This window comes from Brevibacterium sp. NPDC056726 (genome assembly GCF_042790515.1).
GTDB lineage: Bacteria > Actinomycetota > Actinomycetes > Actinomycetales > Brevibacteriaceae > Brevibacterium > Brevibacterium sanguinis.
In genome coordinates this window covers 367,527-383,947 of the sequence record NZ_JBHTYZ010000002.1, presented here as the reverse complement: position 1 = coordinate 383,947, position 16,421 = coordinate 367,527, and the positions used below count along the sequence as shown (strand labels likewise).

The following is a 16,421-nucleotide window of genomic DNA, read 5'->3' as shown; positions in this document are numbered from 1 at the left end:
CAGTCACCACCCGCGTTCGCGCCACTGACCCAGCTGGCCGCGCTCGGCACCGAGCGTCGTCGGGGCACCGTGGCCGGGCAGCACCTGCGTGTCATCGGGCAGCTGCTCGAAGACCCTCTCCTCGAGATCGTCCATGAGTGAGGTGAAGTCCTCGGGACTCCACGTCTTGCCCGGACCACCGGGGAAGAGCGAGTCCCCGGAGAAGAGGATCGTCTGTCCGCCGTCGCGGAGCAGCAGCGCGATCGATCCCGGTGTGTGCCCGCGCAGCGCGATCGCCTGGAGGACGAATCCCCCGAAGTCCCCGACATCGAGATGATCGACGGTGTGGGCGATCTCGACGCCTTCGGCCTCGGTGATCGCCTCGGCGTCGGCGGCGCCGGCGATCGTCATGGCATCCGGGTGCCGCTTCGCCGCTTCCGGCAGCGCCCTGATGTGGTCCCAGTGCCGGTGCGTCGTGATGATCGCCTGCAGGCTCGGCTCGGCACTCGTGTCCTCCGCTCCCGCTGCCAGCAGGCTCTCGATCGCCTCGATGTCGTCGGCGGCGTCGATGAGGACCTGCGCCCCGGTCTCCTTGGCGGTGATGAGATAGACGTTGTTCTCCATCTCGGAGACAGAGATCCATCGGATGACGACGTGTTCGGTCTCGATCGTGTTCACCATTTTCCCCTCACGTACTGTGCTGGATACGGTCCCGGCTCGACGCCGAGCTCATGGGCCGCCCGCTGCGGCCATGCCGGTTCGCGGAGCGCCACCCTGGCGAGCAGGATCGCGTCAGCCTGCCCCGAGGCGAGGATCGTCTCGGCCTGCCCGGGTTCGGTGATGAGGCCGACGGTCGCCGTCGTCGCCCCGGCGTCGCGGATCGCCGCCGACAGCGGCACCTGGTAGCCGGGCCCGACGGGCACCTTGACGGGGAAGTTCCCGCCCGAGGACACGTCGATGACGTCGACCCCGCGGGCGTCGAGCTCACGGGAGACCTCGACCGCCTCGGCGATGTCGAAGCCGTTCTCCACCCACTCGCTCGCCGAGAGCCGCACGAACACGGGAACGTCCTCCCCCACGGCCTCGCGCACGGCGTCATAGGTCTCGTAGAGGATCCGGGCCCGGCCGGCGAGATCGCCGCCGTAGCCGTCGGTGCGCTGGTTCGACAGGGGCGAGAGGAACGAGTGGAGCAGGTAGCCGTGGGCGGCGTGGAGTTCGACGAGGTCGAAGCCGACGGCGATCGCCCGGCGCGCGGCCGCCGCGAAGGCGGCGACCACCTCGGCGATGTCGGCCTCCGTCATCTCCGTCGGCTCGGTGTATCCGGGGTAGGCGATCGGGCTCGCGCCCAGCGGCTGCCAACCGCCTTCGGCAGCGGGCACCGTGCCGCGCGGGTTGCCGTCGAAGGGGCGGTACGTGCTCGCCTTCCGGCCCGCATGCGCAAGCTGCATGCCGATCACGGTGCCCTGTGAGTGGACGAAGTCGACGACGGGCTTCCACGCCTCGGCGTGCGCGTCGCTCCAGATGCCGGCGTCCTGCGGGGAGATCCTGCCCTCGGAGACGACGGCGGAGGCCTCGGTGAGGATGAGCCCGAATCCCCCGGTCGCCCGCGCGCCGAGGTGGACGAGGTGCCACGTGCCGGGCATGCCGTCCTCCTTCTCGCACGAGTACTGGCACATCGGGGCCAGCCAGATCCGGTTGTCGATGGTCAGTCCGCGCAGAGTCATCGGGGTGAAGAGTTCAGCCATGGGCACCAGTCTGCCTCAATGGTGCTTGTCCTCACAGCATGATGTTGAACACCGGGACGGCGAGAAGGTAGACGGTGGCGGTGATGAGGACGATGCCGATGAGGTTGAGCCAGATGCCGCCCTTGACCATCTGCCCGATCGTCACGTAGCCCGAGCCGTAGGCGACGGCGTTGGGCGGGGTCGCGACCGGGAGCATGAACGCGCACGTCGCGGCCAGCGCCACCGGGATCGTGAGGATGAGCGGGTCGAGCTGGAGCCCGAGGGCGACACCGCCGACGACGGGGATGAAGGTCGCCGCGGTCGCGGTGTTCGAGGTCAGCTCGGTGAGGAAGAGGATGAGGGCTGCGAGGATCGCGACGATGAGGATGAGCGGCAGCGCCCCGAGCCCGGCCGAGACCTCGCCGATCCATTCGGTGAGTCCCGAGGACGAGAACTGGGAGGAGAGTGCGAGGCCGCCGCCGAAGAGGAGGAGGACGCCCCACGGCAGCTTCTCCGCGGTCTCCCAGTCGAGGAGGCGGACGCCGCGGTGGGCGCCGCCGGGGATGAGGAAGAGGAGTAGGCCGATGACCATCGCGATGCCCTCATCGCTGATCGGCGGGTCCTCGAAGATCAGCGGGATCGAGATCCAGCTGACCGCGGCGAGGATGAACATCCCGAGGACGAGCTTCTCCCCCGTCGACATCGGCCCGAGCTTGGCCATCTCCTCACGGATGAGTTCGCGGCCGCCGGGGATCTCGTCGATCTCGGGCTTGAAGAGGACCTTGACGAGGAGGAACCACGCGATCGCCATCATGACGACGGCCAGGGGCACGCCGACGAGCATCCACTGGCCGAAGCCGATCGAGATGTCGTGGTTGTCCTTGAGGTAGGCGACGAGGAAGGTGTTGGGCGGGGTGCCGATGATCGTGCCGAGCGAGCCGATCGACGCGGCGTAGGCGATGCCGAGCATGAGCGCGGTGCCGAAGTTCGATTTCACGGCGTGGCCGATGCCGACCTCGCCGGTGCCGCCGTCGCCGCTGGAACCGTCCGGGGTGCCTGCGTTCCCGGTGTTGTGCTCGGTGCTGCTGCCGTCCGCCGAGGCGGTGGCAGCGTCAGCGGATCCACGGTCGCCGGGGACCGCCTCGGTGTTCGTCGTCCCTGTCACCATCGCCGAGCCGACGACCTTCGCGACGATCATGAGCACGGAGATGCCGATCGGCAGCATCATCACCGCGGTCGCCGTGTTCGAGACCCACATCGACATGAAGCCGGTGGCGATCATGAAGCCGGCGATCATCGGTCCCGGCTTGTTGCCCATGAGGCTGAGCGTGAAGAGGGCGATGCGCCGGTGGAGGTTCCAGCGCTGCATCGCCAGGGCGATGAGGAACCCGCCGAGGAAGAGGAAGATGATCGGATTGCCGTAGGAGGCGCCGACATCGGCCATTTCCACCTCGGCGCCGAAGACGGGGAATGCGACAAGCGGCACGAGCGAGGTCGCGGGGATCGGCAGGGCCTCGGTCATCCACCACACGGCCATGAGGACGGCGACGGCGGCGGTGAGCTTCGCGTTGTGCTCGACGGTGTCGGGCATGATCGCGTAGACGAGGGTGCAGAGGATGAGGCCGAGGAAGAATCCCGTCCACCGCACTCTCACCGTCCGCAGCGGGAAGCCGGGGGCGCGCTCCCCCGGTGACTGCTCGGCGATCTCTGTCGACTGCGGCGACGGGGTGTCGTTCACGGTGAGCTCCTCTACGAGCTGGCGGACGGGGCCTGTGTCTCCACCCTAACGACAATCACGACAGTTGTCTTCGACCGTGAGGTCACGGCCGGGGCACGGTGTCGGCGTCCCCCTCAGAGACCGGCGATGAACGAGTGGATGCGGTCGGCGACGAACTCGGGATGCTCGGCCATGAGGAGGTGGGCCGAATCGGGGATGACGGCGAGCTCCGACCCTTCGACGGCGTCGCGCATCCTCCCCATCTCCTCGGGGGTGCAGCCGGGATCCTGGCTGCCGGCCATGAAGAGGGTGGGCGTCGTGATCCCGCCGAGCTTGCCCTCGAGGTCGTAGAGCGCAAGCGCGCGGCAGCACGCGATGTAGGCCGCATCGTCGACGGTCGCGAGGTCGGTGAGGATCGCCGGCCCGGTCGCGATGTCCTCCTCGAGGAAGCCGGCGGCGAACCAGCGGTCAGCGGTGTCGGGCAGCAGGGACGCGGTGCCGTCGTTCTCCACCTCGGTGATGCGTTCGGCCCACGAGACGTCGGTGCCGAACTTCGGCGCCGTGGCGCACGCGATGAGCCCGGTGAGCTTGTGCGCGTGTTCGAGCGCGAGCGTGAGCCCGATGCCGCCGGAGATCGAGGCGCCGCAGTAGGTGAACGACTCGACGCCCTTGTCCTCGAGCGAGGTGACGAGACCCGCGGCGAGATCGGAGATCGTGAAGTCGCGGCTCAGCTCCTCCTTCGACACCGGGTACGTGTGACCCGGCAGATCGGAGAGGTAGATCTGGTGGTCGTCGACGAGGCGGGAGGCCACAGCCGCCCACAGCGGAGTCCGGGTGCCCAGCGCATCGCCGAAGACGAGCGCGGGAGATCCGGGATTGTCATTGAAGGCGTGGAGGGCGATGCGCATGAGGGCTCCTCATCGTCGGAATCGGGATCGGCAGATGTCTGGCACTGCGGCCGCCGCATCGGACAGCGGCGGGAGGGTCTCTACGCCAACAGCCTACCGCCGGAGTAGGCGAGGTAACAGCGCGGACACAGCGATTCGTAGGTCACGGCGTTGCCGTCGATGGCGACCTGATCGCCGTCGAAGATGAACTCCCCGTCGACGAGGCGGCCGTTGAACATCGCCTTGCGACCGCAGCGGCAGATCGTCTTGAGCTCTTCGAGGGTGTGGGCGATCTCGAGGAGGCGGGCCGATCCCGGGAACGCGCGGGTGCGGAAGTCGGTGCGGATGCCGTAGCACATCACCGGCACGCCCTGCTCGGTGGCGATGCGCATGAGGGAGTCGATCTGCTCGGGTTCGAGGAACTGCGCCTCGTCGATGAGCAGGCACGCGACGGGCGCCTTGGGGGTGTCGATCGATTCGAGGAGCGCATCGTGGTCGACGTAGTCGGCGTGCTCGGCATAGATCCGCTCGACGTCGGCACCGGCGGGGACGAGGAAGTCGACGGTGCGGGTGACGCCGAGGCGGGAGACGATCTCATCGGCGCCCTTCGTGTCGATGTCGGGCTTCGCGAGCAGCACGCGCTGGCCGCGCTCCTCGTAGTTGAAGGCCGCCTGGAGCAGGGCCGTCGACTTGCCGGAGTTCATCGCACCGTACCGGAAGTAGAGCTTCGCCACCCGTGTCCTCTTTCGCCGTCCGTCTCGCGTCCTTCGCCGGGACGCCACTCTACCGTCGAGCCGACGTCAACGCGGAGCTGAGGGCCAACGGCGGCAAAAGGTAGGATGGTGAGGTCAAACCCCACGACAATTCGGAGCAGTCCATCATTATGGCCAAAATCATTTACACGCGCACCGATGAAGCGCCGCTTCTGGCGACCTACTCACTCAAGCCGATCATCGAAGCCTTCGCCACCTCGGCGGGCGTCGATGTCGAGACGAGGGACATCTCTCTCGCCGCCCGTGTGCTCGCGCAGTTCTCCGACCGCCTCCCGGCCGACCAGCAGGTCGCCGATGCGCTCACCGAACTCGGCGACCTCGCCAAGACTCCGGACGCGAACATCATCAAGCTCCCGAACATCTCCGCCTCCGTTCCGCAGCTCAAGGCCACGATCGCCGAGCTGCAGTCGCAGGGCTATGACCTCCCCGACTACCCGGAGGAGCCCGAGACCGACGCGGACAAGGACGTCAAGGCCCGCTACGACAAGGTCAAGGGGTCAGCGGTCAACCCGGTCCTCCGCGAAGGCAACTCCGACCGGCGCGCGCCGGAGGCCGTGAAGAACTACGCGAAGAAGCACCCCCATTCGATGGGCGAATGGTCGAAGGATTCGCAGACGAACGTCGCGACGATGGACGCCGATGACTTCCGCGCCAATGAGCAGTCCGTCGTCATCCCCGCCGATGACACCCTGCGGATCGTCCTGCGCACCGCCTCCGGCGAAGAGAAGGTCCTCAAGGAGTCCCTCCCAGTCCTGACCGGTGAGGTCGTCGATGCGACGAAGATGAACGTCGCGGCCCTCGACGAGTTCCTCCGCACCCAGATCCAGCGCGCGAAGGACGAGGGCATCCTCTTCTCCGTCCACCTCAAGGCGACGATGATGAAGGTCTCCGACCCCATCCTCTTCGGCCATGTCATCGAGGCGTTCTTCCCCGAGGTCTTCGCGACCTACGGTGAGGCCCTCGCCGAGGCGGGGCTGACCCCGGACAACGGACTCGCCGCGATCCTCGACGGGCTCGACGAGCTGCCCGCCGAGGTCGCCGAGGGTGTCCGCGCCGGCATCGAGAAGGGCCTGGCCGAGGGCCCGGCCCTGGCGATGGTCAACTCGCACAAGGGCGTGACGAACCTCCACGTCCCCTCCGACGTCATCGTCGATGCCTCGATGCCCGCGATGATCCGCGTCGGCGGCAAGATGTGGGACAAGGACGATCAGACGCAGGACACGCTGGCCGTCATCCCCGACTCCTCGTACGCCGGGATCTATCAGACCGTCATCGACGACTGCCGGATCAACGGCGCGTACGACCCGACGACGATGGGCACCGTGCCCAACGTCGGGCTGATGGCGCAGAAGGCCGAGGAGTACGGCAGCCACGACAAGACCTTCGAGATCGCCGAAGCCGGCGTCGTCGAGGTTCGCAATTCTGCCGGTGAGGTGCTCATGAGCACCGAGGTGGCCCCCGGTGACATCTGGCGCGCGTGCCAGACGAAGGACATCCCCGTCCGCGACTGGGTCAAGCTCGCCGTCACCCGCGCCCGCCTGTCGAACACCCCTGCAGTGTTCTGGCTCGACGAGGCCCGGGCCCATGACCGCAATCTCAGGGCGAAGGTCGAGGAGTACCTCGGCGACCACGACACCGAGGGCCTCGACATCCGGATCATGAACCCGGTCGATGCCACCCAGTTCTCGATCGACCGCATCCGCCGGGGCGAGGACACGATCTCCGTGACCGGCAACGTGCTCCGCGACTACAACACGGACCTCTTCCCGATCCTCGAACTCGGCACCTCGGCGAAGATGCTCTCCGTCGTCCCGCTCATCGCCGGCGGCGGACTCTTCGAGACCGGAGCCGGCGGCTCCGCCCCGAAACACGTGCAGCAGCTCGTCGAGGAGAACCACCTGCGCTGGGACTCCCTCGGTGAGTTCCTCGCCCTCGCCGAGTCGTTCCGCCACGAGTTCAACGTCCACGGCAATGCCCGTGCCGGTGTCCTCGCCGACACCCTCGACGCCGCGACCGGCAAGTTCCTCGAGGAGAACAAGTCGCCCTCGCGCAAGGTCGGAGAGATCGACAACCGCGGCAGCCACTTCTACCTCGCGCTCTACTGGGCGCAGGAGCTGGCCCGCCAGACCGAGGACGCCGAGCTCGCCGCCGCGATCGCCCCGGTCGCCGAGGAGCTCGAGAAGAACGCCGAGGCGATCTCCGCCGAACTCCTCGCCGTGCAGGGCGCGCCGGTCGACCTCGGCGGATACTACAACCCGGATGATGCGAAGGCCGATGCCGCGATGCGTCCGTCCCCGACCCTCAACCGCATCGTCGAGACGCTGCGCGAGAAGGTCTGAGCCGAGTGCGCTGAGCTGTCAGCCTGCGCTTGTGAGCTCACCGGTGGCCGGGCACGATGGTGCCCGGCCACCGCTGTCTCTGCTGGGCGTCTCTGCTGATGCGGGCGCTCGTGACTTCTCGGGGCCCTTCCGCTCACACGGAGCGCTCAGGAGTTTATGATGGCCCCATGAGTTCTCAAGACCCCCGCGGACGTGCCCAGACGCCTGATGAACTGCTCGCCGAGACCAACGCGCTGCTCGGTGCCGACGGCGACGACCAGCCCGGTCACCAGCCCGCAGCCGATGGCAGCGGGGCTGCCGGGCGCGGTGGGACTCCGGTGCAGGGTGAGACTTCGGTGCGCGGCGATGGACAGATGCGCGGCGACACGGCGGCCGGGGCCACCCGCAACGGCGGAATGTCGGCGGGCATGTGGATCTCGCTCATCCTCGGCGCGGTCATCGTCGTCCTCCTCCTCATCTTCATCCTGCAGAACAATGTGCCTGCCGACTTCCAGTACTTCGGCTGGCAGTTCCAGCTGCCGCTCGGCGTGGCGATGCTCTTCGCCGCGATCGGCGGCATCCTCGTCGCCGGGATCATCGGGTCGGTGCGGATCTTCGTCCTCGGGCGCAAGCTCAAGAAGATCGAGAAGGCCGCGGGCCGCTGACAGTGCCCTCCGATCCCACCGCCGGCCCGACCATGCACCCTGACTTCACCGTCCTGCCCACCGATCTGCCCGCCACCCTCGTCCTCGCCGACACGGCAGGACTTGCCGCATGGGCACGCGCGGACGATTCCGTGCTCACCGCGCAGGAGCGCAACTACGCCGCGGAGTTCGACCCCGAGACCGCAGCGACCTGGTCCGCCGGACGAGTGGTGCTCCGGCACGTCCTCGGCGCCGTGCTCGAGGCCGATCCCGCCGCGATCGAGATCCGCCTCGATTCGGCGGGCAAGCCACGGGTCGACGACGTCGAGTTCTCCATCACCCGGGCCCGTCGCCTCGTCCTCGTCGCCGTCTCCGCGGACCCCGTCGGCCTCGACCTCGAGGCGATCCCCGACCATGACGTCGCCGCCGAAGCCGCCGGTCTGCTCCATCCGCGTGAACGCGAGGAGCTCGCTGCGCTCGGCACCGACGACCTCGCGGCGGCCTTCGTGCGGGTGTGGGCGCGGAAGGAGGCGTTCCTCAAGGCCCTGAGCACGGGACTGGCGCGCGACCCCGGCATGGATTACATCGGTGCCGGTGAGACGCCCGATTCGCCGCACCCCGACGTCGACATCCACGACCTGAGCGAGGGCATACCCGCAGGCTTCGCCGCGGCGATCGCGTTCAACCGCTGACCCGCGCACGGTCTCGCGTGCCTCGCGCCTCTGTCACGAGGCGCGGCCGGCGGCTGCTTCTGCGCCGAGTCCCTCGATCAAACGGAAGCGCGGATAGCGGGCCGTGCACGGGCCACCATCCGCACCAGCGCTTGATCGAGGATGCCGGACGGTGACAGTCCTGCGAGTCCGCCCGCTGCGCGAGCAGGCGTCGCCGCCGGAAACGCGGTGCTCAGTCCTTGCCGAAGTCGGGTCCGTTCGCGCCCGTCGTGAAGACGACGGCGATCGCGAGCGAGGCGAGGGCGAGGAGCCCGAACCAGATGAACCCGCCCGCCGGGTTGCCGAGCGAGGCGAGGACGATCCCGAGGACGGCCGCACCGACGATGACGACGTCGGCGATGATGATGTGGCGCAGGTAGGTCGTCGTGCCCTTGCTCACCCCGTAGGAGATCTCCGTGGCGGAGCTGAGGAAGAGCAGGACCGCCGCGGTGATGATGATCCACGCCGGGACGAGGAAGAACGCCCCGAGAGCGGGGAGGAAGATGACGAGAACGGCCGCGAGCAGCAGCTTGACGATTCCGTCGATGACATAGGCGGATTTCCTCATGGTTCGATCCTACTTGCCGTCGGCTCGCGGTGCTCGCCGCTGAGGGTCTGGATGAGGCCGAGGACCGACCGGAGCACGGTCGCCTCGACGTTCGAATGGGCGATGACGATGCCATGGCGCACTGCGCTGTCCCCGCTCCAGCCTGCGGCGAGCGAGGCGACGCGGATGCCTCTGCCCTCGAGCTCCCGCAGCAGCGCCTGCGCCCCGTCCTCGTCGGTCTCGATGACGAGGGTGCGCCCCTCGTGGACGAGTCCGGGTATCGCACCGGCCTCGGCGACGACCGCCTCGGCGGCTCGCAGACGTCGGCGACCCCGGGCGATCCGACGCCGCAGACCACCGGATTCGAGGTAGGCGGCGATCGCACTCTGCAGGACCGGGGCGATCGCAGGACCCCATGACGTCCGGACCGCGCTCATCGCCTCGCCGAGGCGGCCGCGGGCGACGATGTACCCGGTCGACACGGCCGTGGTGAGCACGGTGGAGAACGTTCCGATGTGAACGACGCCGACGTCGAGGTCGAGGGAGCCTGCGAGGTCGAAGAGGGTGGGCACCGAGGTGCGCTGGAGCCGGGCCTCGCTGTCGTAGTCGTCCTCGATGACGACGACGCCGGCCCGCGCCGCCCAGGTGAGCAGCGCGATGCGCGTGCTCACCGGCATCGTCCCGCCGTGCGGGAACTGGTGGTTCGGGGTGACGACGACCGCCGCGACCTGCCCCTCGAGCTCCGTGAGCCCTTCGACGTCGAGTCCCGTGGAGACGTCGAAGGCGAGGAGCTCGCGGTCGGCCATCGCGAGCCGCAGGCCCGGGAATCCCGGGTTCTCCACGCCGATCGCCCCGTCGAGCCCGGAGGCGAAGAGGAGGCGGAGCCCATCGCGGGAGCCGCTCGTGACGATGATGTCGCGCGGGTCGACGCTCATCCCCCGCAGGAGCCGCAGGTGGTCGGCGATCGCCCACCGGGTGCCCGGCTGGCCGAGCGGGTCGACGGCGCCGGGATCGACGTCGAGGGCCTCGCGCCACGCTCGCCGGAACGCCGGGTCGCGCAGCGGATCGTCACCTCCGTGGCCGGGCCGCAGGTCGATGAGGCGCCGAGGCGGTCGCTGCGGAGCCGACGGCGGTGCGGGCACGTCCGTGTGCCGCAGCAGGGCGGTCGGCAGGTCCGGGTCGACGATCGTCGCGGCGCGCTCGCGCGTCAGCAGGTAGCCTTCGACGGCGAGCTGGGCATACGCGGTCTCGATCGTGCCGCGGGAGACGCCGAGGTGACCGGCGAGCCGGCGACTCGAGGGCACCGGGTCACCCGGCCGCAGCTCCCCGCGGGTGACGAGGTCCCTGATCCCCGCGACGATCTGATCGGGCAGGGGTGAGCCGTGGTCGATGGCGATGTCGAGGGACTCCCGCGTCGAGCGCGGCAGGCTGGAGGCAGCGGACATCCCACCATCATAGAGCGAACTGGCCCAGAACTCTCATACGTTTCTGGCTCTGCGATTAGGCCACTGTCGGCTCTAGCCTGATTGAGGACCCGACGCCGACACCTCGTCTGAGGCGATCTGCGCCCGCGGTCCGGCACGACACCACAGTCACGACACCAGAGCGCCGCTCCCCGGCGCCGGAGAACGAAGGCCCAGCAATGACCGAGACTCAGACCCTGCTCAACACCGGACTCGCCCAGATGCTCAAGGGCGGCGTCATCATGGACGTCGTCAACGAGGAGCAGGCGCGCATCGCCGAGGCCGCAGGCGCCTCGGCGGTCATGGCACTCGAACGGGTGCCCGCGGACATCCGCGCCCAGGGCGGCGTCGCCCGGATGAGCGACCCCGACCTCATCGAATCGATCATCAGCGCCGTGTCGATCCCGGTCATGGCCAAGGCTCGCATCGGCCACTTCGTCGAGGCGCAGATCCTCGAGACCCTCGGCGTCGACTACATCGACGAGTCCGAGGTCCTCTCCCCCGCCGACTACGTCAACCACATCGACAAGTCCGTCTTCCAGGTCCCGTTCGTCTGCGGGGCGACGAACCTCGGCGAAGCGCTGCGCCGCATCACCGAAGGCGCGTCGATGATCCGCTCGAAGGGCGAAGCCGGCACCGGTGACGTCTCCGAGGCGATGCGCCACCTGCGCACGATCAACTCCGAGATCCGCGCGCTCGGCGCCAAGAGCGAGGACGAGCTCTACGTCGCGGCCAAGGAGATCGCCGCCCCCTACCCGCTCGTCAAGCAGGTCGCGTCGCTCGGCCGCCTCCCGGTCGTCACGTTCGTCGCCGGCGGCATCGCCACCCCGGCCGACGCCGCGATGATGATGCAGCTCGGCGCCGACGGCGTGTTCGTCGGCTCCGGCATCTTCAAGTCCGGCAACCCCGAGGCCCGCGCCCGGGCGATCGTCGAGGCGACGACCCACTACGACGACCCCGCCGCCGTCGCCGCCGCCTCCCGCGGTCTCGGCGAGGCGATGGTCGGCATCAACGTCGGCGACGTCCCCGCCCCGCACCGCCTCGCCGAGCGCGGATGGTGACGGTCGGCGTCCTCGCCCTCCAGGGAGCGTTCCGCGAGCACCTCACGGTGCTCGGCTCCCTGGGGGTCGAGACCCGCAGGGTCACCCGCCCCGAGCATCTGCCCGGACTCGACGGCATCGTCCTGCCCGGCGGGGAATCGAGCGCCATGGTCCGCCTCGCCGCCCCCACGGGACTCTTCGGCCGCCTCGGCGAGGAGATCCGGGGCGGCCTGCCGACGTTCGGCACGTGCGCGGGACTCATCCTCCTCGCCGACCGCCTCACCGATGACTCGCTCGCCGGTTACGACCGCCTCTGCGGACTCGATGTCACCGTGGCCCGCAATGCCTACGGCCGGCAGCGCGAATCCTTCGTCGCGCCGCTGACGATCGCAGGAATGACCCCGGACTTCGACGGCACGTTCATCCGGGCCCCGCAGATCGTCGAGACGGGCAGCGCCGAGGTGCTCGCCAGTCATCACGGACGTCCGGTCCTCGTCCGGCAGGGCACGGTGTGGGGGGCGAGCTTCCACCCCGAGTTGGGTCCGGACACGAGACTCCACGCCGAGTTCGTGCGAGGATTGGGCCATGACGACTGAGGCGATGACCAGGCTCAAAGACGGATACACCTTCGACGGCGCCACCCTCGAACTGGGGGTGGCGCTCGACGGGGAGACACCGGCTCCCGACGTTCCCATCTCCATTCCGCTGGCGATGCTCAACCGCCACGGCCTCGTCGCCGGGGCCACCGGCACGGGCAAGACCGTCACCCTCCAGGTGCTCGCCGAGCAGCTCTCGAAGGCCGGGGTCCCCGTCTTCGCCTCCGACATCAAGGGCGATCTCTCCGGCATCGGCGCGCCCGGGGTCGCCTCGGAGAAGCTGACGAAGCGGCTCGAGGCCGCCGGACAGGAGTGGGACCCGGCGGCGAACCCGACGGAGTTCTACACCCTCGGCGATTCCGGGCTCGGCACCCCGATCCGCGCGACCGTCACCTCCTTCGGCCCGATCCTCCTGTCGAAGGTGCTCGAGCTCAACGACACCCAGGAGTCGGTGCTCTCCCTCGTCTTCCACTACGCCGACAAGGCCGGGCTCGCCCTCCTCGACCTCTCCGACCTCCGCGCGGTGCTCACCTACCTCACCTCCGATGAGGGCAAGGCCGAGCTCGAGGGCATCGGCGGGGCGTCGAAGGCGACGGTCGGGGTGATCCTGCGCAAGATCGCCGAACTCTCCGCCCAGGGCGGCGACGTCTTCTTCGGCGAACCGGAGTTCGACACCGCCGATCTCCTCCGCGTCGACGACAGCGGGGCCGGCATCGTCTCCGTGCTCGAGCTGCAGAAGCTCAACCAGTCCCCTGCCCTGTTCTCGACGTTCCTCATGTGGCTGCTCGCCGATCTCTTCCAGGATCTGCCCGAGGTGGGCGATGCCGACAAGCCCGCTCTCGTCTTCTTCTTCGACGAAGCCCACCTCCTCTTCGCCGATGCCTCGAAGGCGTTCCTCGAATCGGTGACGCAGACCGTGCGCCTCATCCGGTCGAAGGGCGTCGGCGTCTTCTTCGTCACGCAGACGCCGAAGGACGTCCCCGAGGACGTGCTCGCGCAGCTCGGCTCCCGCATCCAGCATCAGCTGCGGGCGCACACCCCCAACGACGCGAAGGCGCTCAAGGCGACGGTCGCGACGTTCCCGAAGTCCGACTACGACCTCGAATCGCTGCTCACCTCGCTCGGCATCGGCGAGGCCGTCGTCACCGTCATGGACCCCGACGGCGCGCCGACTCCCGTGGCCGCGACGCGGGTGCGGGCTCCCGAGTCGAAGATCGGGCCGATGAGCGAGGACGAGATCAAGGCCGCCGTCGCCGCATCCGACCAGCAGAAGAAGTACGGGACCGCGATCGACAACGAGTCGGCGCGGGAGATCCTCACGAAGCGCCTCGAAGCGGGAGCCGCCGAGCAGGAGGCCGAGGCCTCGCAGACTGCGGGGTCACAGACGGCCGGGTCACAGACTGCTGGGTCTCCGACTTCCGGCGGCGACGCCGGCAGCGGTTCCGAGCGAGTCCCGTTCCCCGAGGAGAGTGCCCGGGCACCGCGGCAGCAGGACGCGAAGGCGGAGAAGAAGGACGACAACCTCTTCTCTCAGGTCGTCAACTCCTCGGCGTTCAAGCAGTTCACCCGCACGGCGGCCCGGGAGATCGCCCGCGGGATCTTCGGCACCTCGCGCCGGCGACGGTAGGCTACGCCGCCGGCAGTCAGGCCGTATTCCCCGACTGCCGGCGACATCTCGCGTTGCCCGCGGCAGCGTTAAGCTGCCCTCCCTCGTTGCCGACGGAACCTCGCATTGCGAGCAGCAGCGTCAGTCGGTAGTGTGCGCGGCCGGCACGACGACCTCGAGGAGCAGATCACCGGTGCTCATCCGCAGTGAGCTGAACTCGCCGAGGTGGTCCCCGTCGAGGTGGACCGGTGCGGGTTCGGCGACGGAGATCCGGGCCGATCGCGCCGTCCAGTAGCGCATGTTCTCGTCGCGTTCGGGGTGCCCCCGCACGCAGGACGTGCCGATGCCCGCCCACGCTCCCACCCGGCTCACGGGAGAGTCGGCGGCGAGGACGACGGCGAGGAATTCGAGGTCCTCACCGGTCACCTCGGCGCCGGGGAACACCGGGATCGGCCCGGCCGGGCGGGCGGCCTTCGCCCCCATGACCGACCAGACACGCAGTGCCTCTCCGTCGATCCGCGCGTCCATCTCGGGCGCGAAGAGCGCGCCGAGGGCCCCGCGGGCATAGCCGAGCAGGCCCCATTCGCGCCGGTGGCCGGCAACAGCGTGGGCATCGCCGCCGATCCCGGCGAGGGAGAGGAAGTGCTCGTGGCGGTGCGCGCCGTCGGCATCGATGCCCTCGGCGAGGCTGATCGGCACGCCCGTCGTCGGCGCCGCTCCGAGGAGGTACTCCTCGCAGAGGGCGAGGCCGGCGCGGGCGTTCGGCACGCCGAGCGCCCGACTGAACACGTTCGCCGTTCCCGTCGGGATGATGAGCGTCGGCAGGTCCGCAATCGCCAGGGCCGGGGCGGCCGCCCGGAGGGTGCCGTCGCCGCCGAGGACGACGACCGCCTCGGCACCCCAATCCGCCAGCTCCCGCGCCTGCTCGGCACCCGGCCGGACGGCAGACGTCGACACCGTGCGGTACCGGACGTGGACGCGATCGAGCAGGGTGACGAGCCGGTGATGGGCGCGGTGCGTGCGCGCGTGGAGCGGATTGACGATGATCCCCAGTCTCATGTGCGCCTCCTCAACCGCGGCCGCGTGGGTCCGGCCTCTCCCGTGCCACCGCGCATGCCCTCTCCCTCACCACTCGCTCAGCCGAACGCCGGATGGGTCAGTGCCGCCGCCTCGGCGCGGGCGAGGTCGACGGTCTCGCCCGTGAACGGCTCGATGATCACCCGCGGTCCGGTCTTCCGCGGTGAGCGCTTCCACGTCCCGCGGGCCCGGGTGCCGTCGATGACGGTGTTCTTGAACATCCCGTTGCCGCCGGGGACCACGGACTTCTCGTGGGCCGGAGCGAGCGTCTGGCTGCGGTCCTTGTAGCCGAGGATGAGTTCGTCGAAGCCGGGCAGGAGCATGAGCGTGCCGCTGGCGGCCTCACACTCGCCGAGGCGGTCGTCGAGATCGGGGGCCTGAACGTGCTCGCGCTCATCGATCGTCGCGGTGACGATGGCGCCCTCGTCGGTGAGCGCGCGGAGGGCGGCGCGGACGGGCGTCTTCGGCAGACCCGTCCACCGGGCCGCATCGTCGACGGTGACCGGTCCGTGGCTCTCGACATAGCGGCGCAGCCACTGGCGCAGCGCCGCCTCGGTGTCGATCGCTGCATCCGCACTGCGGTCGCGCAGGGCGTAGCTCATCTCCTGCCCGTCGGCGGTGAAGCCGGACTGGACGAGGAGGCCCTGCATCGACAGCGTCGTGAGGAGGTAGCGCTGCCGACCGTAGGCGTCGGCCTCAGCGACGCCCTCGAGCAGCGGGGCGAACTCGGCGAGGAGGTCGTCGCGGCTGAGCGGTCCGCGCGCGGAGATCGCGGTCTCGGCGAGCTCGGCCGCCTGCTCGAGCATCGGCTCGCTCACCCCGAAGTGGGCGCGGCGATCGGCCTGGGCCTTGAGCAGCCGCGGGGCGGTGAGGGCGAGGATCCCGCCGACGTCCTCGGCGGCGGCGAAATGGAGGGTGCCCCGCTGCGTCCACGTCCGCACGATCCGGCCGTCCTCGATCGCTGCGCGCACCGCGGGCAGGGACTGCGAAGCGGTGCGCAGCGCCATCGACACGAGGGCTCCCGGCAGCGCTTGGGCCTGCATGCACGCGAGACGGCGGACCACCTCGGCGGGATCATCACCGCAGGCCCCGACGAGACCCGAGGAGATCATGCGCGCCGCCGAGACCTGTGCGATGTCCATGCCCTCAGCGTAGCGTGAGCACGGAAAGTGGATGACCGCCGTCATGGGATAACGTCGGAGAGAGCACCGATTACGGTCGGATAACGGAATGCCGAGGTCAGGGTGTTTCACTTCACACATAGTGAACGGTTGTTCGATCATTGAAGGACAGCGCTCCCCCACGACCACACCCCCACGACAGAGGAATCCCCAGTGACA

15 protein-coding genes are annotated in these 16,421 nt (G+C 69.3%); 6 read left to right on the top strand and 9 right to left on the bottom strand.

Features of this window, described 5'->3' with window-relative positions:
• Positions 1-3: 3 nt before the first annotated feature.
• From ACFQ91_RS05255 to ACFQ91_RS05235, 5 genes are all read right to left on the bottom strand, one after another.
• Positions 4-660 carry an MBL fold metallo-hydrolase gene (locus tag ACFQ91_RS05255; RefSeq protein WP_344249840.1) on the bottom strand — a complete coding sequence of 219 codons (657 nt, stop codon included), beginning with the start codon at positions 658-660 and terminating at the stop codon, positions 4-6.
• Positions 654-1,724 carry an NADH:flavin oxidoreductase/NADH oxidase gene (locus ACFQ91_RS05250; RefSeq protein ID WP_198498535.1) on the bottom strand — a complete coding sequence of 357 codons (1,071 nt, stop codon included), beginning with the start codon at positions 1,722-1,724 and terminating at the stop codon, positions 654-656. The genes ACFQ91_RS05255 and ACFQ91_RS05250 overlap by 7 nt, the downstream gene beginning before the upstream one ends.
• Positions 1,725-1,755: 31 nt before the next feature.
• Complete coding sequence (locus ACFQ91_RS05245) at positions 1,756-3,441, bottom strand: DASS family sodium-coupled anion symporter (protein WP_198498534.1); 1,686 nt, start codon at positions 3,439-3,441, stop codon at positions 1,756-1,758.
• A gap of 113 nt (positions 3,442-3,554) precedes the next feature.
• Positions 3,555-4,328 (bottom strand): alpha/beta fold hydrolase, encoded by a 774-nt coding sequence (locus tag ACFQ91_RS05240; protein WP_344249843.1) that lies wholly within the window; start codon positions 4,326-4,328, stop codon positions 3,555-3,557.
• 80 nt (positions 4,329-4,408) lie between these two features.
• Positions 4,409-5,041: a thymidine kinase gene (locus ACFQ91_RS05235; RefSeq protein ID WP_198498532.1), complete on the bottom strand. Its 633-nt coding sequence runs from the start codon at positions 5,039-5,041 to the stop codon at positions 4,409-4,411.
• Between the two features lie 149 nt (positions 5,042-5,190).
• Here ACFQ91_RS05235 and ACFQ91_RS05230 point away from each other — a divergent pair, with 149 nt between their 5' ends.
• The 3 genes from ACFQ91_RS05230 (at position 5,191) to ACFQ91_RS05220 (ending at position 8,734) form a co-directional block, all read left to right on the top strand.
• Positions 5,191-7,419 carry an NADP-dependent isocitrate dehydrogenase gene (locus tag ACFQ91_RS05230; protein ID WP_198498531.1) on the top strand — a complete coding sequence of 743 codons (2,229 nt, stop codon included), beginning with the start codon at positions 5,191-5,193 and terminating at the stop codon, positions 7,417-7,419.
• Between the two features lie 167 nt (positions 7,420-7,586).
• Entirely contained in the window at positions 7,587-8,063 is a 477-nt protein-coding gene (locus tag ACFQ91_RS05225; protein WP_198498530.1) for a lipopolysaccharide assembly LapA domain-containing protein, read from the top strand.
• A gap of 32 nt (positions 8,064-8,095) precedes the next feature.
• Positions 8,096-8,734, top strand: coding sequence for a 4'-phosphopantetheinyl transferase superfamily protein (locus ACFQ91_RS05220; RefSeq protein WP_198500944.1), 639 nt, complete (start codon positions 8,096-8,098; stop codon positions 8,732-8,734).
• Between the two features lie 211 nt (positions 8,735-8,945).
• On the opposite strand, the gene ACFQ91_RS05215 is transcribed toward ACFQ91_RS05220, so the two are convergent.
• On the bottom strand, positions 8,946-9,320 hold the full coding sequence (locus tag ACFQ91_RS05215; RefSeq protein WP_198498529.1) for a hypothetical protein: 375 nt from the start codon (positions 9,318-9,320) through the stop codon (positions 8,946-8,948).
• A complete protein-coding gene (locus ACFQ91_RS05210) occupies positions 9,317-10,744 on the bottom strand; it encodes a PLP-dependent aminotransferase family protein (protein WP_198498528.1) in 1,428 nt (475 codons plus the stop codon). The genes ACFQ91_RS05215 and ACFQ91_RS05210 overlap by 4 nt, the downstream gene beginning before the upstream one ends.
• Before the next feature lie 197 nt (positions 10,745-10,941).
• Between ACFQ91_RS05210 and pdxS the strand changes: the two genes are divergently transcribed.
• From pdxS to ACFQ91_RS05195, 3 genes are read left to right on the top strand one after another with little or no spacing between them, the layout of a single operon-like run.
• Positions 10,942-11,823, top strand: coding sequence for a pyridoxal 5'-phosphate synthase lyase subunit PdxS (gene pdxS, locus ACFQ91_RS05205; RefSeq protein ID WP_198498527.1), 882 nt, complete (start codon positions 10,942-10,944; stop codon positions 11,821-11,823).
• Positions 11,817-12,398: a pyridoxal 5'-phosphate synthase glutaminase subunit PdxT gene (gene pdxT, locus ACFQ91_RS05200; protein WP_198498526.1), complete on the top strand. Its 582-nt coding sequence runs from the start codon at positions 11,817-11,819 to the stop codon at positions 12,396-12,398. Before pdxS ends, pdxT begins: the two co-directional genes overlap by 7 nt.
• Positions 12,388-14,025 (top strand): helicase HerA-like domain-containing protein, encoded by a 1,638-nt coding sequence (locus tag ACFQ91_RS05195; RefSeq protein ID WP_198498525.1) that lies wholly within the window; start codon positions 12,388-12,390, stop codon positions 14,023-14,025. The genes pdxT and ACFQ91_RS05195 overlap by 11 nt, the downstream gene beginning before the upstream one ends.
• 120 nt (positions 14,026-14,145) lie before the next feature.
• Here ACFQ91_RS05195 and ACFQ91_RS05190 read toward each other — a convergent pair whose 3' ends face one another.
• Entirely contained in the window at positions 14,146-15,063 is a 918-nt protein-coding gene (locus ACFQ91_RS05190; protein WP_198498524.1) for a diacylglycerol kinase family protein, read from the bottom strand.
• A gap of 77 nt (positions 15,064-15,140) precedes the next feature.
• Positions 15,141-16,223 carry a winged helix DNA-binding domain-containing protein gene (locus ACFQ91_RS05185; RefSeq protein WP_198498523.1) on the bottom strand — a complete coding sequence of 361 codons (1,083 nt, stop codon included), beginning with the start codon at positions 16,221-16,223 and terminating at the stop codon, positions 15,141-15,143.
• Between the last annotated feature and the right edge of the window lie 198 nt (positions 16,224-16,421).